We start from the raw sequence: 23,763 nt of genomic DNA on the forward strand, positions 1-23,763 counted from the left end.
AAGGCCGGCGGGGCGAGCCGACAAAGGCCGGCGGGCCCAGCCGACAAAGGCCGGCGGGCCGAGCCGACAAAGGCCGGCGGGCCGAGCTGAGAAAGGCTAGCCAGCCGAGGAAGGCTGGGAGGAGGCCGAGTCTAGGACGGGAGGTACAGGCTCGCGGTGAGGAAGCGGTGATCGGTGCCCGCGACCTGGTACGCCGACACCCCGGCCACCCCGATCCGCGAGTCCGCCAGCACGTGGTCGATCGCGATCGGCGGCAGCGGTTTGTCGTAGTACGGCCCCCACGTGCCGATGAGGCCGTCTCCGCGTACGGAGGCGGCGTCGCGGTAGCCGGTCGCGATGAGTTTGCGCAGCACCGAGTGGTCGAGGGTCGCGTTGAAGTCGCCGAGCAGCACCGACAGCGGCCCGTCGGGCGTCGCGCCGGGTTCCTTGGCGAACACCGGTCCCCACATCGCGGTCACGCGGGCGTCGTAGGGCGAGGCGGCGTGGGCGGACTCGACGCGTACGGAGGTGCCGTCGCGGGTCACGGTGCCGTAGGCCTGGTAGAACCAGCCGTCGCCCATGTGCCGGGCGCCCGTGTCGGTCAGCGGGTAGCGCGAGAAGACGCCCGAACCCTCGGCGCCCAGCGAGGGCTGTACGGAACGGTAGGGGAAGAGCGCCGAGATGCCCGCCGCGTCGGCCGCCGTGAGCCACTCGGGGGTCATCTCCTGCACCGCGAGAACGTCCACATCAGACGCGCGCGCCCGGTCCATGACCGCTTGCGGGGTGGCCCAGCCGAACTGCAGGTTCGAGGTCGCGACCCGCAGCACCGTCCCGCCCGTCGGCCCGCTGCCGGGAATCTCCCGCGGCAGCACGCAGACCAGCAGCGCCGCGGTGGTCACGCCGAGCGCGATCGTCGCCCGCCACCGTTTCATCAGAGCGGCCACGAGTACGCACACCAGCGCGACCGGGACCGCGTACGGCGTGAAGGCGAGCAGCTGGACGGCCGGGTACCAGGTGTCCCAGCCGGTCAGCCGCAGGAGTGTCCACAGTGTCAGAACGGCGAAGGCGGTCCAGAGCAGGATCGCGGGCAGGCGCCGAAGATGCGTCACACCGCCGAGGATATGTCGGCGTGCGCCTCCCAGGTGGCGTGCATTCTCGCGTACGCGCCGCCGCGCTGGACCAGTTCCGCGTGCGATCCGGTCTCCACGATCCCGCCGCCGTCCACGACGACGATCCGGTCGGCCCGCATGGCGGTGGTGAGCCGGTGCGCGACCAGCAGCGCGGTACGCCCTTCCAGCAGCCTGTCCAGCGCCCGCTCGACCCGCAGCTCGGACTGGAGGTCCAAATTGGACGTAGCCTCGTCGAGCACCACGACGCGGGGCTCCGCCAGGAACGCCCGGGCCAGCGCCAGCAGCTGCCGTTGCCCGGAGGACACGCTCTGCCCCCGCTCGTGCAGCGGCGCGTCCAGCCCCAGCGGCGTACGCTCGACCAGCTCCCGCAGGCCGACGGCGTCGATGGCGGCCCAGATCTCGTCGTCGGTGGCCTCGGGCCGGGCGAACGACACGTTGTCGCGGATGGAGCCGGCGAACAGGAACGGCTCCTGCGGCACGACGCCGATCTGGCGGCGCAGCGACGCGAGGGTGATGTCGCGCAGGTCGTGGCCGTCGATGCGGACCGCGCCCGACTGCGGATCGTAGAAGCGGTTGACCAGCTTGGCGAGCGTCGACTTGCCGGCACCCGTGGGGCCGACGCAGGCGATGGTCTCGCCGGGCCGGATGGTCAGCGTGACGTCCTTCAGCACCGGCCGGTCCGGCAGGTAGCCGAAGGTGACGTCGTCGAAGACGATCTCGCCCTGGGCCGGCGGCAGCGGCTGGGCGGAGGCGCTCTCCGGCACGGCGGGCTGGGTGTTGAGCAGGTCGCGTAGCTTCACGACGGCCGCCCGGCCCTGCTGGTAGCTGGTGTAGAGCTGGACGAGCTGCTGCACCGGGGCGAAGAAGGCGTTGAGGTAGAGCACGAACGCCGTCAGCTCGCCGACGCTCAGCTTGCCGTCGAGCACCATGTGCCCGCCGACGAGCAGCAGCAGGGCCATGCCCACCAGGCCGATGACCGAGGTGCCGGGGCCGTAGACCGCGCTGATGTGGCCGGTGAAGTTGTTCGCGTCCCGGTAGCGGCCGACCACCGCCCGGTGCTCGACGACGTTCTGCTCCTGCCGGTCGTACGCGGTCACGACGCGTACGCCGTAGAGGCTCTCGGAGAGGTCGGCGTACATGGCGGCGATCGCGTCGCGCTGGCGGCGGTAGCCCTGGTCGGCGGCGCGGCGGAACCAGAGCGAGGCGATCGTCAGGGCGGGCACCACGACCAGCAGCGTGATCAGGGCCAGCTCGACGTTGTAGGTGAACAGCACGACGGTGACGACGACCATCGTCAGGCCCTGGATGACGAACTGGGCCAGCCCGTCGGAGAGCAGGTTCTGCAGCGACTCGATGTCGCTCGTCATCCGGGTCATGATGACGCCGGCCTTCTCGGACGTGAAGTAGTCCAGGGACAGCCGCTGCAGGTGGGCGAAGACGCGTACGCGCAGGTCCCGGGTCGCGTCGGCGGCCAGCCGCCCGGTCTGGCGCATCCGGGCCGACGAGGCGACCCAGCTGGCGAAGACGGAGACGATGAACGCGACCGCCGCGCCGATCAGGACCGGCAGGTCGCGCGGGGTGATGCCCTTGTCGATGCCGACCTGGATGAGCAGCGGGCCGGCCTGCAGCAGCAGGGTCTCCAGCAGCAGCATGACGCAGGCGGAGACGAACAGCCCCCACCGGCCGACCGCGAGGGCCGTCAGCGACAGCGGCCGGCGTACCTCGGCGACGTGCCGAAACTTCTCGTCCGGCGTGATCAGCGGGTTCCTGGCCTCGACCGCTTCGAGCTTCTGGACGCCGTCGAGCAGCTCCGGCGGGATGCCCGCGAACGCGAGCCCCTCCGGGGACTTGTTCAGGCCGCCGCCGCGTCCGAGCGCGCCCCCGCCGCCCGCGCCCGGACCGCCGAACCCACCGCCGAACATGCTCATGCGGCCACCTCCTCGGTCTCGCCGGCGACGTCGACTTCCTCCGGCTGGAACTCCGCGAGCACGGCGGCGTACCGGGGTTCGGACGCGAGCAGGGAGCGGTGCGTGCCGTCCGCGACGATCCGCCCGTCCTCCATCAGCAGTACGCGTTCCGCCAGCCCGATCGTCGACAGCCGGTGCGCCACGATGATCGTGGTACGCCCGATCATCAGCTCTTCGAGCGCGCGATGAATACGCTGTTCGACGGTCACGTCGACGGCGCTGGTCGCGTCGTCGAGGACGAGGATCGGCGGGTTCATCAGCAGCGCCCGGGCGATGGCGACCCGTTGCCGCTGGCCGCCCGACAGGGTGTAGCCGCGTTCGCCGACGACGGTGTCGTAGCCCGCGGGCAGCTCCCGGACGAACTCGTCCGCCCCGGCGGCGACGGCGGCCGCGACGACCTGCTCGATCGTGGCGTCCGGCCGGCCGAAGGCGATGTTGCCCCGGATCGACTCCGAGAACAGGAACGGCTCCTCGGGCACGATGCCGACCTGTTTGCGCAGATCGCCGAGGGCGTACCGGCGGACGTCGCGGTCGTCGAGGCGTACCGTGCCGGCGGTGGCGTCGTAGTAGCGGGCGATCAGGCGGCCGAGCGTGGACTTGCCCGACCCGGTACGCCCGACGATCGCGACCGTCTCCCCCGCGCGGATCGTGAGGTCGAGGTCGTGCAGCGCGACCGTGCCGTCCCCGTAGACGAAACGGACGTCGTCGAACACCACGTCGCCGTGCAGGCGGGCGTGGACCGGCTCGGCGGCCTCGACGATCTCGGACGGGGTGTCCAGGATCTCGTAGATCCGGGCGGCCGACGCCGACGCCCGCTGGCCCAGCATGATCATCATGCCGAGCATCCGGAACGGCGGTTGCAGCATCAGCACGTAGGAGTTGAAGGCCACGATCGTCCCGACGGTCGTGTTCCCCTCGATCACCATCCAGCCGCCGAACAGCAGGACGAGCGCCAGACCCAGGCGGGGCAGGGCTTCCAGGGTCGGCGACCAGCGGCTGCGGATCCGCGCGTCGGTCCGGTACGCCCAGCGCACCTTGTCCGCCGCCTGGGCCAGCGCGTTGACCTGGCGCTCCTCGGCCGCGAACGCCTTGACCACGCGTACGCCCTGGATGTTCTCGTCGACGACGGTGGTCGTCCGGGCGAGGCGGGCCTGGATGAGCCACGAGACCGGGAAAATCGCCTTGCGCATGAGGACGCCGAGGACCGCGATGACCGGCATCGTGATCATGGCGACCACGGCGAGCACCGGGTTGATCGACAGCATCAGCCCGAACGCGAGGAGCGCGATCGCGCACTGCACGATGATCGACGGGCCGAAGGCCAGGTACATCTGCACCGCGCGGATGTCGGAACTGGCCCGCGACATGAGCTCGCCGGACTGCACCCGGTCGTAGAAGCCGAAGGGCAGCCGGACCAGGTGCGAGTAGATGATGTTGCGCAGGTCGAACTCGATCTCGTACGCCGTCCGCAGCAGGTACTTGCGGGCCAGGAAGTTGAGCACGCCCTGCACGACCGCGAGGGCCACGAGCAGCCAGACGTACTTCGACAGGCTGGCCGAGCGGGCCACGATCGCGTCGTCGATCCCCTTGCGCAGGGTGTTCGGGATCTGCACCTGGATCAGCAGGCCGACCAGCGACAGCGAGAGGGAGGTGAGCAGCAGCCCGCGGTGCGCCCGGACCACCGGGTACGCGCGCATCAGCCAGGACTTGCTCTGGTCGGGGTCGATGGTCACCGGCATACGGGCGCTACCTCCAGGGTTCCGGCGTGGGCGTCGAGGACGGCGGGCACCCCCAGCCCCACCGCCACGTGCTGGTCGCCATGGCCGATCGGCAGCCCGCCCAGCACCGGTACGCCGAGCGGCGCCAGCCGTTCCGCGATCACCTCCGCGGCGCCGACCCCGAATCCGTCTTCGCACTCGGTGAACTGCCCGACCGCGATCCCGGCGATCCCGGCCAGCACGCCGGCCCGGATCAGATGGGTGAGCATGCGGTCGATCTTGTAGGGCGGCTCGTTCACGTCCTCGATCAGCAGGATCGCGCCGGCGAGGTCGGGGAAGTGCGGCGTACCGAGGGAGCTGGCGAGCATGGCGAGATTGCCGCCCAGCAGCGGCCCCGCCGACCGCCCCGGTACGCGTACTCCCGAGGTGGTGGGGTCGTCGGCCTGGACGACGACGGACGTGGAGCCCATCAGGACGAGCCGGGCCCCGAGCGCCGTGGGGGATTCGGCGCCCTTGTCGAACTGGGCCGCGACGGGACCGTGGACCGTTGCCAGCCGGGTCTCGGTCCAGAGCGCGAGGTGGAGGGCGGTGATGTCGGAAAAGCCCATGAGCAGCTTGGGATCGGCGCGGACGGCGTCGAGGTCGACCCGGTCGACGATGCGCTGCACGCCGTAGCCGCCGCGCAGGCAGAGCACGGCGCGGACCTCGGGGTCGCGCAGGGCGGCGTTGAGGTCGGCGAGCCGCTGCTCGTCGCCGGCGGCGAGGTAGCCGGCGCGGCCCAGGGCGTGCTCGCCCAGCCGCGTCCGCAGCCCCCACCCGGTCAGGACGCCCACGGCCGCGTCGGCCCGATCCGCCGGAACCGGCCCGCTCGGGGCGACCAGCGCGACGAGATCACCCGCGGCGAGGGCGGCGGGTCTGAGGGGTTGGGGCATGATCCACATCCTAGCACGATAGTTAGGCAGGCTAAGGACCCGTGACTCGTTCGCCCTCGGCCGAAACTGGTTTCGATAGATGGATGAACTCGGGCATGCTGGGAAAATGACGATCCCCGTCGACGCGTCCCCGGGCATCCGCATCCGGCAGGCGGCGGCCCGGTACGGCGGCCCGGACCTCGCCTGGATGTGCGTACCCGTGCTGCTCGGCTCGCCCGTGACCGACGAGGACCTGCTGCTCTGCCTGGGCGGCCCGCACGCCCAGATGATCATCGATCGCGGTGTCGGTGATCAGCCCTACTGGCCGCAGGTCTGGGCCGCGCGCGCCCTGCTCTACGTCTGGGACCCGGCCGCCGGCCCGGCCGTGGTCGAGGCGCTCGCCGACCGGTCGTGGCGCGTACGCGAGATGGCCGCCAAGGTCTGCGCGAAAAGGGAGATCGGCGAGGCGGCCGATCACCTGGCGGCCCTCGCGACCGATCCGACGCCGCGCGTCCGGGCGGCCGCCGCGCGAGCCCTCGGCATCGTCGGCGAAGGTGAGCACGCCGCCGTCCTGCGCCGCCTGCTAGACGACGTCGACCACGACGTACGCATGCGCGCCGACCAGGCCCTCGACCGGCTGACCGTACGCCTGGACCGGGTGCTCTGACGGCTCGCACTTCCGGATGTCCCGGCCCGGCCGCGGGCCTATGCTCAACACGTGATCATCCGAGGGGCGAGCCTCGACGACGCGACCGCGATCGCCGACCTGAAGGTCCGGGCCTGGCGCTCGGCGTACGCCGGGATCCTGCCGGACGCGTACCTCACCGCCCTCGACGAGGACGAGGAAGCCGCCGACTGGGCCGAATACCTCGAAGAGGTGCCGGCCGAGCACCGGCTGTGGATCGTCGACGACGAAGGTCTGATCGGCTACTGCCGCACCGGCCCCGCGCCCGACGCCGACCTGGGCGGGCACGCGGCCGAGGTCTACGGCCTCTACATCGAACCGGACTTCATCGGCACCGGCCTCGGCGCCCGGCTCTTCCGGCACGCCGTCGAGGACCTGGTCGCCCGCGGCTACAACCCCGTCTGCGTGTACGCGTACGCACCCAACGAGCAGGCGCTGGCCTTCTACGACAAGGCCGGATTCGTGCCCGACACGGTCACCCGCCTGGACCACGAGACCGGCGTCCCGGAACAGCGCCTCATCCGCTGACCCGCTAACCGGCCCCCGCTTGCCGGGGCCATGATCCGGTTTGGATCAGGTTTTCCACCCGAATCTTGGGCCATGATTCGGGTGATTTCCCTGATCCAAACGGGATCAGGGGGCGGCTGCCACCGGCAGGAGGGCGAGGGCCACGAGGAGGGCGGCCCCGGCGGCGGTGCCGGCCAGGAGCCCGATGCCGAAGGCACGCGTACGCCGGATCAGCGCGAGCACCCCGCCGGCGACCAGCAGGACCGGCGTGCCGAGGACGAGTCCAGCCAGGACCAGGAGCTGGACGCCCATCCGGCGGTCCGCGCCTGTCCCGTCGGTTCCGGCGACCGCCAGGACGAGGACGCCGGCCGCCATCGCGAGGTGGATGCCGAAGCCCGCCGCCGCGCCGGCCAGGTCAGGGCGCAGCCGGGCGAGTGTGGGAACGGTCATGGCGTCCTCCGATCCGCGGACGGTCCTCTTCGCACGGTAGACGCCCGGCAGCCCGGGATCGCTCCGCGACACACCTACTTGAGCGAACGCTCAAACATGCCCTATGCTTCGTTGAGCACTCGCTCAAATAATCGCGTACGGCATGGAGGACACATGTCTGACCAGTGGAAACCCCCCGCGCAGCCGCAACCCCAGCCGACCGAGCCGGACGAGAAGGACGAGCTCGCCCGGCGTCAGCACGAAGGGGCTCGGACGGTGCTGGCGATCGTGATCCTGGTGATGGCCGTCATCTCGTTCGCGTGGACGCTCGGCGACCCCGACCGCCGCAACAGCGCGCTGCTGTTCGTCGGGCTGCCGGCGCTCGTGGCGGTCGCCGTCGTGTTCACGCCGCCGGCGCGCAGCTTCGAGGGCACCGCGTTCAAGGCGGTCAGCGTCGGCCTGCTGATCACCGCGATCTGGCTGCACGAGGGCGCGATCTGCGTCCTGATGGCCGCCCCGCTCGTGTACGCGGTGACCGCCGTCGCCGTCGTGATCGCCAAGTACGCGCGCAAGCGGCCGGGCGCGTACGCGATCCTGCCGATCGTCCTGCTCAGCGGCCTCGAAGGGGTGTCGCCGGGGCTGCGCGCCCAGCCGGTCCAGACGGTGACGGTCGAGCGTACGGTGGCGGCGGACATGGCGACCGTGACGCGGCTGGTCGAACGTGGACCGCACCCGGTGGCGACGCAGCCGCTGATCCTGCGGGCGCTCGGAATGCCCGCGCCCGCGACGATCTCGGGGATCAGCATCGCCCCGGGCGCGCAGTGGACGTTCTGCTACCACGGGGATTCGCACGGCCCGGGCGGGCAGCTCGTGGCGGCGGTGAGCGAGTCCGATCCCGGGCACGGCCATCTCGCCTTCACGTTCGTCGAGGACACCTCGATCACCCACCGCTGGGTGGCCTTCCAGTCCGCGACGCTGGACTGGCACGCCGACGGCGACCGCACGGCCGTACGCCTGAGCATCACGTTCCGCCGCGGGCTCGACCCGTCGTGGTACTTCGGACCGATCCAGCAGGGCCTGATGCACGAGGGCGGCGACTACCTCCTCGACAGCCTGGACCTGCGATGACCCTGGTCCGGTACGCGGTCCTCGCGCTGCCGGCCGGTGTGCTGATCGTCGCCTGGCTCGGCACCGGCCGGGCGGCGGTCCAACGGGGGCACACCGACCGGCGGCGCGAGGCCGGTGCGCTGCTGCTCGCGTACTGCGCCGCGTTCGTGGGGCTCGCCGGCCTGCACTGGTTCGCCCAGCGGCTCGGCTGGTGGAGCTACGCCCCGCTCGGCGGCGCGTACGCGGGGCTGCCGGTGGATCTCTGGATCGGCTGGGCCGTCCTGTGGGGACCGGTGCCGGTGCTGCTGCGGCGGTGGCTGCGGCCGGCCGTCGCGGTCCTGGTCGCGGGCTGGATCGACGTGCTCGCGATGCCCCGGCTGGCCCCGCTCGTCCGGCTCGGCGACGGCTGGCTCCTCGGCGAGGCCGCCGGCCTGCTGCTGGTCGCGCTGCCCGCCATCCTGCTCGGGGTCTGGACGGCCGAGCGCCGGCGGCTCCCCGCACGCGCCACGCTGCAGGTCGCCCTCTTCGCCGGCCTGCTGCTGTGGCTCGTCCCGGACGTCGCCGCCGCCACCGGTCACGCCCACTGGCCCACGTGGACGCCGTTCACCGGCGGGCTCGCCGCCCAGGCCGCCGCCGTGGTCGCGGCCCCCGCGATCCTCGCCGTCCGCGAATTCGTCACCCGAGGCGGCGGTACGCCGTTCCCCTGGGACCCGCCCGTCCGCCTCGTCACCACCGGGCCGTACGCGTACGTGGCGAATCCGATGCAGCTCAGCGCGATCGGATTGCTGCTGTTGGAGGCCGCGGTCCTGCGCAGCTGGGTGCTCGCCGGAGCGGCCGGGTCGGGCGCCCTCTTCTCGATCGCCCTGGCCGGCTTCCACGAGCACGCCGACCTCGCCGAACGCCTCGGAGCACCCTGGTACGCGTACCGGAAGGAGGTTCGGGACTGGCGGCCGCGGCGGGTGCCCTATCGGACGGCGCGGGCGACGATCTATTTCGCCGAGGGGTGCGGGCCGTGCGAGCGGACACGGCAGCTCGTGGCGCGGACCCGGCCGGTGGGCCTGGAGTTCCGCGCAGCGCAACAGTACGACGGCGGCCTCTGGCGGGTGCGCTACGAGGACGCGGACGGCTACCGGGCCGACGGCGTCGCCGCGGTGGCCCGCGCGCTCGAACACGCGCCGCTGGGCTGGGCGCTGATCGGCGGCGCGCTCCGGTTGCCGATACTGGACAGGTTCATTCAGCTCGTGCTGGACGCGCTCGGTCTCGGACCGCGTTACGCCGGGCCCGAGACGGAGGCCGCATGCCCGGCAAGCCCGACACGAAGATCCGCCTGATGGACGGCGCCCTGGAGACCGTACGCACGCACGGCATCGCGGCGACGTCGGCCCGCACGATCGCGGCCGCCGCCGGGGTCAACCAGGCGCTCATCTTCTACCACTTCGGCAGCATCGACGAACTGCTCACGGCCGCCGCCGAGCGGTCGACGGCCGAACGGGTCGCGGCGTACACGGACCGGCTGGCGGCCGTCCGGTCACTGCGCGAACTGCTCGTCGTCGGACGCGAACTGCACGAGGAGGAACGCGCGCTCGGCAACGTCAACCTGCTGGCCCAGATGCTGGCCGGCGCCCGCAACAACGAAGTCCTCGCCACAGCCTGCGCCGCGGCCCTGGCGCAGTGGATGGCCCCGATCGAGTCGACGCTGGCCCGGCTCCTGCAAGGGTCGCCCCTGGAGGAGGTGACCGACGTGGCCGGCCTGGCCCGGGCGGTGTCCGCCTCCTTCATCGGCCTGGAGATGTACGACGGCGTGGATCCGGCCGGGGCGGCGTCCGCGTTCACGGCATTGGAGCAGCTCGGGGTCCTGATGGAGATCGTCGACGACCTCGGCCCGGTCGCGCGGCGGGCGGTACGGGCCCGGATCACGCGTACCGCCCGCCGACGACCCGCCTGATCCCCTTCTTGTTCCTGTCGCCGCTCGCCCCCTTGCCTTTGTCGCCGCTCGCCCCCTTGCCTTTGTCGCGGCTCACCCCTCTTGCCTTTGTCGCGACTGTCCGACTTGCACCCAAAGCGACCGACGATCTTGCGCGAATGTCTCGAATTTCGTCCGGAGTACCCGGATTGCCCGGACATTCGCGCAAGATCGTCGCTGGGGGTTGATGGGCGTGGCGGGGGCGGCTCGGGTGAGGGGGGGCGGGTCGGGTCGGGCTTTGTCGCGACTGTCCGACATGGGCACCGGGAGCGCACCCGCCGCCTTGATCATGTAACGCTATTCCGGCAGCGGGGACTGGTTGGGCTTGATCATGTAACGCCATATCGGCAGGAGAGCGCTTTCTTGCCGGAATGGCGTTACATGATCAAGGAGTTCGACGCGATCATGACGAGCGCATGGCCAGGCCCACCCGGGCTTTGTCGCGACTGTCCGATACGGGGTCGGGCGGGCCGACGCCATCGGTGATCGTTCGCGGCGGGGATGTAGTTTTCGGGGCCATCCTCGTGATCCACAGCGGCCGAGATGTCGCCAAGGGCCGATTTCCCGCATCCGCACCACTTTGGATCTTGACCGAGGATGCGGTTTCTACATCCCGGCGCCGTGGATCACGGCCAAGGCGCTCCGCCGTCAGCCGTCGCCCGCGATGCGGGAACGATCTTCCGCCAGGCGAAAAGCGACCACCGACTTCTTGATCATTCACGGCTGAGGTGCGAAAACGGCCACCTGATGCATGATCGTTTACGCGTCGGGTGTAGCCAGGGGCCGGTCAGCGCGCTCCGGAGCCGTCAACGATCACCCCCGCCGACTCATGAATCGGACAGTCGCGACAAAGGCCAAGCCTGGCCTTCGCGATGATCCTGGAAAAGGACATGGACCGAATCATGGGATGGTGTTTCCATCTGGTGACGGCGAGTGGCAGGCTGGTCGTCGTGACTCGGCTTGCCCTCATTATTGGCAGCTAGCGCGCCGGATGTGACCGGGCGGACCACCGCCCCCGCCGACGCGCAGACCTCCCGCATTCGCGGGGGGTCTTCTTGTTTTCCGGGGGACCATCGACGTGACGCCGCCCAGAAGGAGACCACAGATGCAGGTGTACGACACGACGCTGCGGGATGGGGCGCAACGGGAGGGGCTGACCTACTCGGTCGCCGACAAGCTGGCCGTCGCCCGGCTGCTCGACGAGTTCGGGGTCGGCTTCATCGAAGGCGGCTGGCCCGGGGCGATGCCCAAGGACGTGGAGTTCTTCCGAAGAGCCCGCGAGGAGATCGAGTTCCGGCACGCGATCCTGGTCGCGTTCGGGATGACCCGCAAGGCGAACACCGCCGTCGAGGACGACGCGCTGGTGAAGGGCCTGATGGACGCGCGTACGCCGGCCGTGGCACTGGTCGCCAAGTCCGACATCCGGCACGTGCTGAAGGCGCTGCGTACCACGCCCGAGGAGAACCTCGCGATGGTGGCGGAGACGGTCGCGTACTTCGTCGAGAACGGGCGGCGGGTGTTCCTCGACTGCGAGCACTTCTTCGACGGCTTCCGGTACGACCCGGACTACACCGCCTCGGTCGTGCGGGCCGGCCTCGACGCGGGTGCCGAGATCGCGGTGATGTGCGACACGAACGGCGGCATGCTCCCGTCCCGGATCACGGCCGCGGTCGCCGACGTCTGCACGCGGGTCGGCGTCACCCCGGAACGGCTCGGCATCCACACCCAGAACGACACCGCCTGCGCGGTCGCCAACACGATCGCGGCGGTCGAGGCGGGCGTACGGCACTTCCAGGGGACCGCCAACGGCTACGGCGAGCGCCCCGGCAACGCGGACCTCTTCGCGTGCGTTGCCAACATCCAATTGAAGCTGGGCATGACCGTCCTACCGGAGGGCTGCCTGGAACAGATGGTGCGCGTCTCGCACGCCATCGCCGAGATCGCGAACATCGCCCCGGACACCCACCAGGCGTACGCGGGTCACGCGGCCTTCGCCCACAAGGCGGGACTGCATGCGAGCGCGATCAAGCACGATCCCGCCCTCTACAACCACATTGATCCGGCGGTCGTCGGCAACGACATGAAGATCCTGGTCACCGAGATGGCCGGCCGGGCCAGCATCGAGCTCAAGAGCAAGGAGCTCGGTCTGGACCTGGCCGGCCGCCCGGACGTGGCGCAGAAGGTCACCGAGACGATCAAGCAGCGGGAGGCGGCCGGCTGGTCCTACGAGGCCGCCGACGCCAGCTTCGAGCTGCTGGTACGCGACGCGCTCGGCGGCCGCGCGGCCCCCTTCACCCTGGAGTCCTACCGGGTGATCGTGGAACACCGCGAGGACGGTGCCGTCGTCTCCGAGGCGACGGTGAAGGTACGCGTCAAGGGCGAGCGGGTCATCGCGACGGCCGAGGGCAACGGCCCGGTCAACGCGCTGGACGAGGCGCTGCGCCAGGCGCTGGCCCGGCACTACCCGCAGCTCGGCGGGCTGGAACTGGCCGACTACAAGGTACGCATCCTCGAAGGGTCGCACGGCACGGGCGCGATCACCCGGGTGCTCGTCGGCACCACGGACGAGCACGGGGCGGCCTGGACCACGGTCGGCGTCCACGAGAACGTGGTGGAGGCCAGCTGGCACGCCCTGGTGGACGCGCTCGGCTACGGTCTCGCCCACGCCCGGGCCGCCGCCTGATCCTCGCAGGAACTGCAGGGAGATATTCGAAGAGAGCCTGGACGACGGCCCGTCCTCAGCGGACACTGAGGTTTCTCCTAGGTGTGGCGGCGGCACGGCTCCGGCCGCGCCGCCGCCATGGGAGACCGCCGCGCGGGCCGGCCTCGGGCATTATTCGGGACGGTTCCCGGGTGGCCACGCGATGTCGTACGCGCTGGGTAGCCTGGGTCGCGTGACGATCCCGTCGACGCCCTTCGTGCCGTTCGCCGCGGTGTTCAACTTCCGCGCGGTGAGCGGGTTCACCAGCCGCTACGGCGGCACCCTGCGCCCCGGCCTGCTCTACCGGTCCGACACCCTGTCCCGCCTCGGCGACCCCGACCGCCCGGCGTACGAGCCGCTCGGCGTGCGTACGGTGATCGACCTGCGGCGGCCCGAAGAGGTGAGCGTGGGCGGCCGGGCCCCGGAATGGGCGGCGCCGGCGTACTTCCACCGGCATCTGCGCCACCCGTACTGGCGGCACGAGGACTACACCGAGCGGATCGGGGTCGCCCGCTACCTGGCCGACCGCTACGGCGAGCTGGCCCGGTCCGGCGCGGCCGACATCGCGGGCGTCGTCGAACTCGTCGCCGACCCCGAGACCGGCCCGGTCGCGGTCCACTGTGTGGCCGGCAAGGACCGCACGGGCACGGTCGTCGCGTTCGTCCTGGACCTGCTGGGCGTCGACGAGGACGAGATCGCCCACGAGTACGCGTTGACCGAGCTGACCGAGAACGCCTTCGCCACCTGGGCTCGGACGAACATTCCGGGGTTCGCCGCGAAGGCGCCGGTCCCCTACTACGTGTCCACGCCGCCCGAGGCGATGGCGACGGCGCTGCGGGAGATCCGGGCCGAGTTCGGCTCGGTGGAGAAGCTGCTCACCGGGGCGGGCCTGGCCGCGGGCACGACCGACCGGCTGCGCGCGAAGTTCCTCGCCTAGGCGCCCTCACAGCAGGCCCGGGATCCGGGCGAGGATCGGTTCCAGGGCCGGCCCGGGCGGCAGCGTGCCGAACGCCCGCCCGGCCTGGTCGCCCAGCCGGGACGCGCAGAACGCGTCAGCCACGGCGTTCGGGGCGTGCCGGACGAGCAGGGCGGCCTGCAGGACGAGGGCCAGCCGCTCGGCGAGGTGCCGCGCCTGGTACTCGGCCGATCCGTCGGTGGGCAGCCCGGCCAGCATCTTGCGCAGGTCGGTCCAGGCCGCGTCGAGCCGCCCGTCGGTGCCGATGGCGGGGAACACCTCCGCCGTGTACGCCTCCAGAGTGGACGGTCGCGTGGCGATGGCCCGGAGCACGTCGAGGGCGGTCACGTTGCCCGAGCCCTCCCAGATCCCGTTCAGCGGCGCCTCGCGGTAGAGCCGCGGCAGGCCGGACTCCTCGACGTAACCGTTGCCGCCCAGGCACTCCAGCGCCTCGGCGACCATCACCGGCTGGCGCTTGCAGATCCAGTACTTGGCGACCGCCGTGACGAGCCGCTGGAAGTCCTGCTCCCCCCGGTCGACCGCGCCCGCGACCCGCATCATGAGCGTGGTGGCCGCCTCGGACTCCAGCGCCAGGTCGGCGAGGACGTTGCGCATCAACGGTTTCCCGATGAGCGGGCCGCCGAACGCCGAGCGGTGCCGCGCGTGGTGCGTCGCCTGGATCAGGGCGGCCCGCATCCCGGCCGCCGAGCCGAGCCCGCAGTCGAGCCGGGTCATCGTCACCATCTCGATGATCGTGCGTACGCCCCTGCCCTCCGGGCCGACGAGCCACGCCACGGTGCCGTCGAACTCCGGTTCGCTGCTGGCGTTGCTGCGGTTGCCGAGCTTGTCCTTCAGCCGCTGGATGCGGAAGACGTTGCGGGTGCCGTCCGGCAGGACCCGCGGCACCAGGAAGCAGGACAGCCCGCCGGGCGCCTGGGCCAGCACGAGGAACAGGTCGTTCATGGGCGCGCTGGTGAACCACTTGTGGCCGCGCAGCCGCCAGGTGCCGTCGCCGGCGTCGGTCGCCGTGGTGGTGTTCGCGCGTACGTCGGAGCCGCCCTGCTTCTCCGTCATGCCCATGCCGGCCAGCAGACCGGTCTTCGCGGACGGCGTACGCAGGCCGGGGTCGTAGACGCGGCCGGTCAGCAGCGGCTCGTAGACGGCGGCCAGATCGGGCTGGGCGCGCAGGGCGGGGACGACCGCGTACGTCATGGAGATCGGGCAGATGTGGCCCTGCTCGACCTGCCCCCACACCATCATGCTCGCGGCGCGGGCGACGTGGGCACCCGGTCGCCCGTCGGCCCACGGGGCACCGGCCAGCCCGGCCTCGACGGCCACCTTCATGAGGCTGTGCCAGGCCGGGTGGAACTCCACCTCGTCGATGCGGTTGCCGACCCGGTCGTGCGTACGCAGCACCGGCTCGTTCCGGTTCGCCTGGTCGGCCCAGAGCTGGGCTTCCGCGCTCCCGGCGACCCGCCCGAGCTCGTGCAGCGCCCCGGCGTGGTACGCGGCGTTCTCGCGTACCAGAGCTTCGAGGAGAACGGGATCGGCGGCGAGGTCGTGGCCGGTGAGCGGGGGGACCTGGTTGAAGACGGTGTGGGTCATCGGCGGTGGGCTCCCGGGCCTGGGCGAGGCGCGACCTCGCGGGTGGAGTGCAGTTCGTGGCCGTCCTCGCAGGCGAGCGTGAGGTGGACGGCCGCGCCGCAGTCGCGGTGGGTGAGGGTCAGCGGCGAGCCCTCGGGGTCGGCGAGGTAGCGATCGCCCCAATCGGCCACGGCGATGAGGATCGGGTAGATGTCGAAACCCATCTCGGTGAGCCGGTACTCGTGCCGCGACCGCTCCCCCGGCTCGCGGTAGGGCTCGCGGCGCAGCACGCCGGCTTCCACGAGCGTGGCGAGGCGGTTGGTGAGCACCTGGCGCGGGATCTCGGCGTGCTTGCGCATGTCCTCGAAGCGGCGTACGCCGTTGAAGACCTCCCGCAGCACGACCAGCGTCCAGCGCTCGCCGAGGACGCCCATCGCGCGGGCGATCGTGCAGTTGCCCATCGACCAGTCGAGCGCGGCCGGACGGGTGCCGGGTGTCGCCGTCATGTGAGACAACCTAAGTCTTCTTGACAGACTCAGCAAGCGTTGCCAGGCTGAGTCCATGACGCAGACGCAGACCCGCTCGCGTACCTTCGACTGGGCCGACCCCCTGGCCAACGGCCCCGAACTGCTCCGGCTCAGCGGCATCGAGCTGTTCCGGATGATGATCGCGGGCGAGCTGCCGCCCCCGCCGATCATGAAGCTCGTCGACATGGAACGCATGGAGGCCGTCGAGGGCAGCGTCACGGTGTACATGCGCGCCCAGGAGTTCCACTACAACCCGCTCGGCGGCGTCCACGGCGGGGTCATCGCCACCCTGCTCGACACGGCCGCGGCCTGCTCGGTGCACTCCACGCTGCCGCCCGGCGTCGGCTACACGTCGCTCGACCTCACCACGAAGTTCCTGCGCCCGGTCACGGTCGCCTCCGGCCTGCTGCGCTGCACCGGTTCGGTGCTCAGCAAGGGCCGGCGTACGGCGCTGGCGCAGGCGCAGCTCTTCGACGAGCAGGACCGGCTGCTCGCGCACGCGACGTCCAGCTGCATGATCTTCGACCTCGGCGCCGCCTGAGCAGGAGCGCCGACGACGCGCGGGAGATGCTCAGGAGACCGGTTTGCGGGTGCCCGACGCGGACGGCGACGGGCTGCGCGACGCGGACGGCGACGCCGAGGGCGAGGCCGACGGCGAGACGGCCGCCGACACCGACGGCGACGGGCTGGTCAGGCCGATCGGCGGCGACAGCAGCGTCACGTGGCTGAACAGCACCGCCATCGGCGACGACGCGCTCTTCGCCTGCAACATGCCCAGCGTCGGGACGCCGGTGTCCAGCCGGACGCTGGCGTACTCGCCCTGGAAGGCGCCGTCCACATAGACCTTGACGTGGTCGCCGTCGAAGATCGCCCCGACCCGGATCACGCGGCCGACGTCGAGTACCTGCGACTGCGGGAACGGGAACACCCGCAGGTTGGTCCGCTGCCACGTGGCCCGGCTGTTCGCCGGGTTGGGCCGGTACTCGTCGAGGTAGACGCCGTCGTAACAGACACGCAGCACGTACCCGCCGGTCTTGGGGCTGTAGCGGAACCACAGCGCCCCGCAGGCGTCCTTGGTCTGCAACTGGACGTTGACGCTCAGGCCGACATCCTGCTGGGCCGCGCCGCGCGCCCGCGCGCACTGGTACGCGAGCTTCGCCGTGACCTGCAGCCCACCCTGGTCGAAGATGCAGGCGCCCGTGGTGCCGGACCCGGCCGCCCAGTAGAGCCCCTCGGTCAGCGGATCGTCGGGGATGGTCGTCAGCCACCCGTCCGGGACGGTCATCTGGGGCAGCGGCGACGCGGAGGGAGACGGCGAGGGCGACGGTGACGGCGAGGGCGACGGCGCCTCGACGGTCGGGGTCGTGGTCGACCGCGGGCCGTTCGCGCCCGTGCCCGGGTTGCCGAGGACGTTGGTCGCCAGGACGACGCCCGCGACGGCCACGGCCGCGACCGCGCCGATCCCGGCCGCCAGCCAGGCGCGCCGCCGGTCCCGGGTCCGCACCGTGTACGCGCCGGTCGCCCCGGGATCGTGCAGCGCACCGTCCAGGAAGGACGCCGACGGCTCCATGGCCTGCGCCGCCTCGGCCGGCCGGAGCACCTCGGTCGGCACGTTGCGGGTGGCCCCCAGCGAGACGAGCTGATCGAGCAGGTCCCGGGCGCTCGGCCGGGCCGCCGGGTCCTTCTGCAGCGCCCGGGCCACGATCGCGCGCAGCGGCTCGGCCACGCCGTCGAGGTTCGGCTCCTCGGTCAGGATGCGGATGGCCGTCGTCGCCGGGGTCTCCGCGCCGAACGGCGTACGCCCGGTCGCCGCGTAGACCATGACGGCACCCCAGCTGAACACGTCGGAGGCCGTGGTGATCTCGGCGCCCGACACGGCCAGCCGCTCCGGCGAGATGTACGGGATCGTGCCCATCACCTGGTCGGACTTGGTCATCTGGCTCGAACCGGCGCCGGTGTCGCGGGCCAGCCCGAAGTCGATCACCTTGACGCCGCCCCGGGGCAGCAGGACGTTGGCGGGCTTCAGATCGCGGTGGATCACGCCGCTGTTGTGGATGGCCGTGAGCGCGGTGGCCACGCCGAGGCCGAGCGAGTGCAGCGCGGTCGCCGACAGCGGACCGGACTCGTTCACGATCTCGGACAGGTTCGGCCCGTCGACGTACTCGACGACCAGGTACGGCGGCTCGTGATCGGGGTCGGCGTCGAGCACCTCGGCCGTGCAGAACGGCGGGACGTTCTTGACCCGCTCGACCTCGCCCCGGAACCGGTTGCGGAACTCCGGCTCGTCCAGCAGGTGGTCACGGATGACCTTGAGCGCGACCCGCGTACCGGCGGCGTCCTCGGCCAGGTAGACCGTGCCCATGCCGCCCTCGCCGAGCCTGCCCAGCAGCCGGTATCCGCCCACCTCCGTCCGGTCGGCCTTCCGCAGCGCCTGCACCCCCGCCATCGTTTCCTCCCCGCGCACTCGCTGCGACAGCATGTCACCACCGGCCGCGCGCCGTAAATCACCCTTCGGACGAAGCGCGTACTTCTCCCGTTCCCGCCGCCCACGCCCTGTATGGCGTCCACACGCGACAGTCCGCCTCGGCGCCGGCGGGACGGCGACGGGGCGCAGACGGGGAAGTGCGGGTCAGGACTGGGCGGCGGCGGCCACCACCGCGTCGTGGCCGCCCTGCTGGAACGCGGCCGCGTCGCCGGTCACCGCCGACACGTTCGCCCCCGCGGCGCCGCCGCCGACCGTCACGAACCTGATGTTCGGGAAGCGCGGCGCCACCTGTGGCACAGCCTGTGTCGGCGCGGTCCCGATCGCCAGGATCACGGCGCACTTGGACTGCGTGAACGTACCGAGGAAGGTCTCGGCGTTCGCCGTCGTCTGCGCCCCGGTGACGGTCAGGTACTGCACGCGTACGAGGGTCTGCTCGGACGCCTTCTGCATGCCGGCCCAGACCGCGGCCGCCCCCGCGTCGTTCAGGCCCTTGTCGTCGGTCAGCAGGCAGGCCGCCGTCTCCTTGTACTGCCGGGAACGGGGTTCGGCGTCACTCGACGGCCAGACGATCCAGGTCACCGCGGCGATCACGACGACCACCGCGGCGATCACCCAGACGCGTTCCCGCTTCACCCAAGACCATGCCGCATCCACGCGCGAGAGACTACCCGCCCGGGCCGCTCCCCCGCGCCCCCGTCCTCAGTGGCCAGTACGCGCTCCGGGGCTAGTACGCGCTGCGGCCGTCGTACGCGGCCTGCGCCTTCTCCACCTCGTCCATGTGGAGTTCGGCCCAGTCCTTGATGGCCCGGGTCACCGGGAGCAGACTGCTGCCCAGCTCGGTCAGCTCGTAGTCGACGCGTACGGGAACGGTGGGGGTGACGGTGCGCGCGACCAGGCCGTCGCGTTCGAGGGTGCGCAGGGTCTGCGTCAGCATCTTCTGGCTGACGCCGGCGATGTCCCGGCCCAGGTCGTTGTACCGGCGCGGGCCCCCGGCCAGGGCGGCGATCACCAGGCAGACCCATTTGTCGGCGAGGGCGTCGAGCAGGCGCCGGCTCGGGCAGATCGCCAGGAAAGCGTTGTACTCGTGCTTGGCCGCCGCCCGGCGGTCCGCCGCGGTCGCAGTAGGCATCCTCAGGCTCCGTTACGCACTCGCAGGTACCTTCTTTCCGCACGAGAGTAACTCTCCTACGGTTAGTGCCACAAGCACTGCTCACGAAGGAGATCGCGATGCGCGCCCTCAGTTTCACGCGTCCCACCGGCCCCGATGCCCTGTCCGTCGCCGACCTGCCGCTGCCCGAGCCCGCTCCGGGCGAGGTACGCGTACGCGTGCGGGGATCGGGCGTCCACCCGGTCGACCTGGCCACCGTGGCGGGCGCGTTCGCGGACGTCACGCCGGACGACGGCACGCGATACGTCCCGGGCTGGGACTTCGCCGGCGTCGTGGACACGCCCGGCGGCGGCTTCGAGCCCGGCGACCCCGTCGTCGGCCTCTCGTTCTGGTTCGCGGGCCGGCACGGCGCCCACGCCGAGTACGTGGTCGTCCCGGCCGCGCAGCTCGCCCCGGCACCGGCCACCGTGCCCCTCGCCGCCGCGGCCACCCTGCCGCTCAACGCGCTCACCGCGGCCGCCGCGCTCGACGTCCTCGCCCTGCCGCACGGCGCGTCGCTCGCCGTCACCGGTGCGGCCGGCGGGGTGGGCGACTTCGCCGTCCAGCTCGCCACCGCGCGCGGCCTGCGGGTCACCGGCATCGCCGCCGCCACCGACCAGTCCCGGGTACGCGAGTCCGGCGCGACCGGCTTCGTCGACCGGTCGGCCGACCTCTCGACCGCGCTGCGCGACCTGGAGCCGGGCGGTTTCGACGCCGTCTTCGACACCGCCCTGGTGGGCGCACCGGCACTGGCGGGCGTACGCGACGGCGGCACGTTCCTCAGCGCGCTGCGGTTCGCCGTCCCGCCGTCCGAGCGGGACATCCGGGTCGACGCCGTGGAAGTTTCGCCCGACGGGAAAGTCCTGGCCGACCTGGTCAGCGCGGTCGATTCCGGTGCGCTTTCGGTACGCCTCGCGGACGCGTACCCGCTCAGCGAGGGGGTGACCGCCTACCAGCGCCTGGCCGGCGGCGGCGTACGCGGCGGCCTGGTGATCGAGCCCTGACCGCAGCGTGAGATGTCGATGGAAGCGCTCCCATCGACACCCTACCCTCGGGTCACGTTCTCCAACGCCCAAAGGAGAGACCCGTGTCCACATTCGTCCCGCGCGCACGCGCACCCCTGGCACCGCGCGCCCGCGCCGTGCTCGCAGCCCTGGCGATCGTCGCGGCCGGCACCGTCTCCACCGGTGTCGCGCCCGGCGCCGCCCTCGCCGGGGAGGGCTTGCCCGAGTCGCCAGGAGTGCGGTCAGCCGCCACGTACCCCTATCAGGATCCCAGCCTGCCGGTCGCGACCCGGGTGTCCGACCTGCTCGGCCGGATGAGCCTGGACGAGAAGATCGGCCAGATGACGCAGGCCGAGCGCGGTTCGGCGACCGCCGCCGACGTCACGAACTACCGGCTCGGCTCGATCCTGTCCGGCGGCGGCTCGGCCCCGTCCTCGAACACCCCCACGGCCTGGGCCGACATGGTCGACGGCTTCCAGAACGGCGCGCTGGCGACCCCGCTGCGGATTCCGATGATCTACGGCGCCGACGCCGTGCACGGCCACAACAACGTGTACGGCGCGACGATCTTCCCGCACAACATCGGCCTCGGCGCGACCCGCAATCCCCAGCTGGCGCAGAACATCGGCCGCGCGGTCGCCGAGGAGGTCACCGGCACCGGCGTCCAGTGGGACTTCGCGCCCTGCCTCTGCGTCGCGCGCAACGACCGGTGGGGCCGCACGTACGAGTCGTTCGGCGAGAAGCCCGAGATCGCCTCGTCGATGACGACCATCGTCACCGGCCTGCAGGGCGCCACCCTCGGCGGCGGCCCGGCGTCCGTCCTCGCGACCGCCAAGCACTTCGTCGGCGACGGCGGTACGACGAACGGCACCGACCAGGGCAACACCCAGATCTCCGAGGCCGACCTGCGCGCCATCCACCTGCCGCCGTTCCAGGCCGCGGTGCAGAAGGGCGTCGGCTCGGTGATGATCTCCTTCAGCAGCTTCAACGGCGCCAAGATGCACGGCAACCAGTACCTGATCACCTCCGTCCTCAAGGGCGAACTCGGCTTCAACGGCTTCGTCGTGTCGGACTGGAACGGCGTCGACCAGATCGACGGCGCGACCGGCCTGTCCGCGACCGACGTGCGTACCGCGGTCAACGCCGGGATCGACATGGTCATGGAGCCCACCGACTGGAAGACGTTCATCTCGCTGCTGCGTACCGAGGTGCAGGCCGGCCGGGTCACCCAGGCGCGCGTCGACGACGCCGTCACCCGCATCCTGCGCAAGAAGTTCGAGATGGGCCTGTTCGAGCACCCGCTGGCCGACCGCTCCTACACCTCCTCGGTCGGCAGCTCGACGCACCGCGCGCTGGCCCGGCAGGCGGTGCAGCAGTCGCAGGTGCTGCTGAAGAACAACGGCAGCATCCTGCCGCTGGCCAAGTCCGGCGGAAAGATCTTCGTCGCCGGCAAGAGCGCGGACAACATCGGCTACCAGAGCGGCGGCTGGACGATCTCGTGGCAGGGCGGCTCGGGCGCGGTCACGCCCGGAACGACCATCCTGCAGGGCATCCGCAACACGGTCGGCTCGGGCGCGACCATCACCTACAACGCCGGCGGCAACGGCATCGACGGCTCCTACCGCGCGGCCGTGGCGGTCATCGGCGAGACCCCGTACGCCGAGGGCCAGGGCGACCGCCCCAGCGGCATGGGCCTGGACAGCACCGACCTCGCCACGCTGAACACGTTGAAGGCGAGCGGCGTACCCGTGATCGTGGTCCTGGTCTCGGGGCGCCCGCTCGACATCAGCGCGCAGCTGCCCGACTGGAGCGCGCTGCTGGCGGCCTGGCTGCCCGGCACCGAGGGGCAGGGCGTCGCGGACGTGCTGTTCGGCGACTACGCTCCGACCGGCAAACTGCCGGTGACCTGGCCGAACAGCGCGAGCCAGGAGCCGATCAACGACGGTGACGGGCAGACGCCGCTGTACCCCTACGGTTACGGCCTGTCGTACTCCAGTGTGGACACTTCGGCGCCCACCACCCCCGGTACGCCGACCGCCTCGGCCGTCACGTCCAGCGGCGCGACCCTGAGCTGGACCGCCTCCACGGACAACGTCGGTGTCACCGGCTACGACGTCCTCAACGGCAGCACGGTCATCGCCACCTCCACCACGCCGTCAGCGGTCCTGAGCGGACTGACGGCGTCGACCGCCTATTCGCTGAAGGTGCGGGCCCGGGACGCGGCCGGAAACCTGTCGGCCACCTCCGGCACCGTCACCTTCACGACCAGCGCCGGCACGGACACCTCCCCGCCCACCACCCCCGGTACGCCGACCGCCTCGGCCGTCACGTCCAGCGGCGCGACCCTGAGCTGGACCGCCTCCACGGACAACGTCGGTATCACCGGCTACGACGTCCTCAACGGCAGCACGGTCATCGCCACCTCCACCACGCCGTCAGCGGTCCTGAGCGGACTGACGGCGTCGACCGCCTACTCCCTGAAGGTGCGGGCCCGGGACGCGGCCGGAAACCTGTCGGCCACCTCCGGCACGGTCACCTTCACCACCAGCGGCACGGGCGGCGGCTCGACCTGCAAGGTCGTCTACACCCCGAACGACTGGGGCGGCGGCGGCTTCGGCGCCAACATCGCCATCACCAACACCGGCACGGCGAGCCTGTCCGGCTGGACGCTGCGCTTCACCTTCCCGGGTACGCAACACGTCACCAGCGGCTGGTCGGCGACCTGGACGCAGTCCGGCGCGGACGTGACGGCGGCCAGCCTGAGCTGGAACGGCACGCTGGCACCGGGCGCCTCGACGAGCATCGGCTTCAACGGAAGCTACACGGGCTCGAACCCCACCCCCACCGCCTTCACCCTCAACGGCACCGCCTGCAGCTGACCCTCCCCTTCCCGACGATCTTGCGCGGATGTCCGGGCCTTTCGGGCATTCGCCGCGAAATTCGAGACATTCGCGCAAGATCGTC

The 23,763-nt window shown here is 71.6% G+C and carries 20 protein-coding genes; 10 read left to right on the forward strand and 10 right to left on the reverse strand.

Annotated features, from left to right (window positions below; all coding sequences use genetic code 11):
• Positions 1 to 131: 131 nt before the first annotated feature.
• The 4 genes from G401_RS0100430 to G401_RS0100445 are packed head-to-tail and all read right to left on the reverse strand — an operon-like array spanning position 132 to position 5,735.
• A complete protein-coding gene (locus G401_RS0100430) occupies positions 132 to 1,088 on the reverse strand; it encodes an endonuclease/exonuclease/phosphatase family protein (RefSeq protein ID WP_157545134.1) in 957 nt (318 codons plus the stop codon).
• Positions 1,085 to 3,037: an ABC transporter ATP-binding protein gene (locus G401_RS0100435; RefSeq protein ID WP_027340939.1), complete on the reverse strand. Its 1,953-nt coding sequence runs from the start codon at positions 3,035 to 3,037 to the stop codon at positions 1,085 to 1,087. The genes G401_RS0100430 and G401_RS0100435 overlap by 4 nt, the downstream gene beginning before the upstream one ends.
• Positions 3,034 to 4,815, reverse strand: a complete 1,782-nt coding sequence (locus G401_RS42540) for an ABC transporter ATP-binding protein (RefSeq protein ID WP_051365961.1) — start codon at positions 4,813 to 4,815, stop codon at positions 3,034 to 3,036. Before G401_RS42540 ends, G401_RS0100435 begins: the two co-directional genes overlap by 4 nt.
• Positions 4,806 to 5,735, reverse strand: a complete 930-nt coding sequence (locus G401_RS0100445) for a S66 peptidase family protein (protein ID WP_027340940.1) — start codon at positions 5,733 to 5,735, stop codon at positions 4,806 to 4,808. The genes G401_RS42540 and G401_RS0100445 overlap by 10 nt, the downstream gene beginning before the upstream one ends.
• Before the next feature lie 97 nt (positions 5,736 to 5,832).
• Here G401_RS0100445 and G401_RS42545 point away from each other — a divergent pair, with 97 nt between their 5' ends.
• The gene (locus tag G401_RS42545; RefSeq protein WP_051365962.1) at positions 5,833 to 6,372 is read left to right on the forward strand and encodes a HEAT repeat domain-containing protein; all 540 of its coding nucleotides are present in this window, start codon (positions 5,833 to 5,835) and stop codon (positions 6,370 to 6,372) included.
• A gap of 51 nt (positions 6,373 to 6,423) precedes the next feature.
• Positions 6,424 to 6,918, forward strand: a complete 495-nt coding sequence (locus tag G401_RS0100455) for a GNAT family N-acetyltransferase (protein WP_027340941.1) — start codon at positions 6,424 to 6,426, stop codon at positions 6,916 to 6,918.
• Positions 6,919 to 7,023: 105 nt separating this feature from the next.
• On the opposite strand, the gene G401_RS0100460 is transcribed toward G401_RS0100455, so the two are convergent.
• Complete coding sequence (locus tag G401_RS0100460; RefSeq protein WP_157545137.1) at positions 7,024 to 7,347, reverse strand: hypothetical protein; 324 nt, start codon at positions 7,345 to 7,347, stop codon at positions 7,024 to 7,026.
• A gap of 153 nt (positions 7,348 to 7,500) precedes the next feature.
• Between G401_RS0100460 and G401_RS0100465 the strand changes: the two genes are divergently transcribed.
• The 5 genes from G401_RS0100465 to G401_RS42555 all read left to right on the forward strand — a co-directional run bounded on the left by G401_RS0100465 (position 7,501) and on the right by G401_RS42555 (position 14,034).
• Positions 7,501 to 8,454, forward strand: a complete 954-nt coding sequence (locus tag G401_RS0100465) for a hypothetical protein (RefSeq protein WP_051365963.1) — start codon at positions 7,501 to 7,503, stop codon at positions 8,452 to 8,454.
• Positions 8,451 to 9,764, forward strand: coding sequence for a methyltransferase family protein (locus G401_RS42550; protein ID WP_211240636.1), 1,314 nt, complete (start codon positions 8,451 to 8,453; stop codon positions 9,762 to 9,764). The genes G401_RS0100465 and G401_RS42550 overlap by 4 nt, the downstream gene beginning before the upstream one ends.
• Complete coding sequence (locus G401_RS0100475) at positions 9,731 to 10,378, forward strand: TetR/AcrR family transcriptional regulator (protein ID WP_027340944.1); 648 nt, start codon at positions 9,731 to 9,733, stop codon at positions 10,376 to 10,378. Before G401_RS42550 ends, G401_RS0100475 begins: the two co-directional genes overlap by 34 nt.
• Before the next feature lie 1,123 nt (positions 10,379 to 11,501).
• Positions 11,502 to 13,079 (forward strand): citramalate synthase, encoded by a 1,578-nt coding sequence (gene cimA / locus G401_RS0100485; protein ID WP_027340945.1) that lies wholly within the window; start codon positions 11,502 to 11,504, stop codon positions 13,077 to 13,079.
• A 211-nt stretch (positions 13,080 to 13,290) separates the two neighbouring features.
• The gene (locus G401_RS42555; RefSeq protein ID WP_169734120.1) at positions 13,291 to 14,034 is read left to right on the forward strand and encodes a tyrosine-protein phosphatase; all 744 of its coding nucleotides are present in this window, start codon (positions 13,291 to 13,293) and stop codon (positions 14,032 to 14,034) included.
• A gap of 6 nt (positions 14,035 to 14,040) precedes the next feature.
• On the opposite strand, the gene G401_RS0100495 is transcribed toward G401_RS42555, so the two are convergent.
• Both G401_RS0100495 and G401_RS0100500 read right to left on the reverse strand, forming a co-directional pair.
• On the reverse strand, positions 14,041 to 15,657 hold the full coding sequence (locus tag G401_RS0100495) for an acyl-CoA dehydrogenase family protein (RefSeq protein WP_027340946.1): 1,617 nt from the start codon (positions 15,655 to 15,657) through the stop codon (positions 14,041 to 14,043).
• Complete coding sequence (locus G401_RS0100500; protein WP_027340947.1) at positions 15,654 to 16,142, reverse strand: winged helix-turn-helix transcriptional regulator; 489 nt, start codon at positions 16,140 to 16,142, stop codon at positions 15,654 to 15,656. Before G401_RS0100500 ends, G401_RS0100495 begins: the two co-directional genes overlap by 4 nt.
• A gap of 55 nt (positions 16,143 to 16,197) precedes the next feature.
• On the opposite strand from G401_RS0100500, the gene G401_RS0100505 reads away from it, so the two are divergent.
• On the forward strand, positions 16,198 to 16,704 hold the full coding sequence (locus tag G401_RS0100505; protein WP_027340948.1) for a PaaI family thioesterase: 507 nt from the start codon (positions 16,198 to 16,200) through the stop codon (positions 16,702 to 16,704).
• 30 nt (positions 16,705 to 16,734) lie between these two features.
• Here G401_RS0100505 and G401_RS57000 read toward each other — a convergent pair whose 3' ends face one another.
• The 3 genes from G401_RS57000 to G401_RS0100520 all read right to left on the reverse strand — a co-directional run bounded on the left by G401_RS57000 (position 16,735) and on the right by G401_RS0100520 (position 19,777).
• A complete protein-coding gene (locus tag G401_RS57000; protein WP_051365965.1) occupies positions 16,735 to 18,609 on the reverse strand; it encodes a serine/threonine protein kinase in 1,875 nt (624 codons plus the stop codon).
• Positions 18,610 to 18,792: 183 nt separating this feature from the next.
• Positions 18,793 to 19,281, reverse strand: coding sequence for a BMP family ABC transporter substrate-binding protein (locus G401_RS42565; RefSeq protein ID WP_051365966.1), 489 nt, complete (start codon positions 19,279 to 19,281; stop codon positions 18,793 to 18,795).
• 91 nt (positions 19,282 to 19,372) lie between these two features.
• On the reverse strand, positions 19,373 to 19,777 hold the full coding sequence (locus tag G401_RS0100520) for a winged helix-turn-helix transcriptional regulator (protein WP_027340949.1): 405 nt from the start codon (positions 19,775 to 19,777) through the stop codon (positions 19,373 to 19,375).
• A gap of 98 nt (positions 19,778 to 19,875) precedes the next feature.
• Between G401_RS0100520 and G401_RS0100525 the strand changes: the two genes are divergently transcribed.
• Both G401_RS0100525 and G401_RS42570 read left to right on the forward strand, forming a co-directional pair.
• Positions 19,876 to 20,799: an NADP-dependent oxidoreductase gene (locus G401_RS0100525; RefSeq protein ID WP_027340950.1), complete on the forward strand. Its 924-nt coding sequence runs from the start codon at positions 19,876 to 19,878 to the stop codon at positions 20,797 to 20,799.
• 83 nt (positions 20,800 to 20,882) lie between these two features.
• On the forward strand, positions 20,883 to 23,678 hold the full coding sequence (locus tag G401_RS42570; RefSeq protein WP_157545143.1) for a glycoside hydrolase family 3 N-terminal domain-containing protein: 2,796 nt from the start codon (positions 20,883 to 20,885) through the stop codon (positions 23,676 to 23,678).
• Positions 23,679 to 23,763: the final 85 nt, after the last annotated feature.

This window comes from Hamadaea tsunoensis DSM 44101 (assembly GCF_000428945.1).
Taxonomy (GTDB): Bacteria; Actinomycetota; Actinomycetes; order Mycobacteriales; family Micromonosporaceae; genus Hamadaea; species Hamadaea tsunoensis.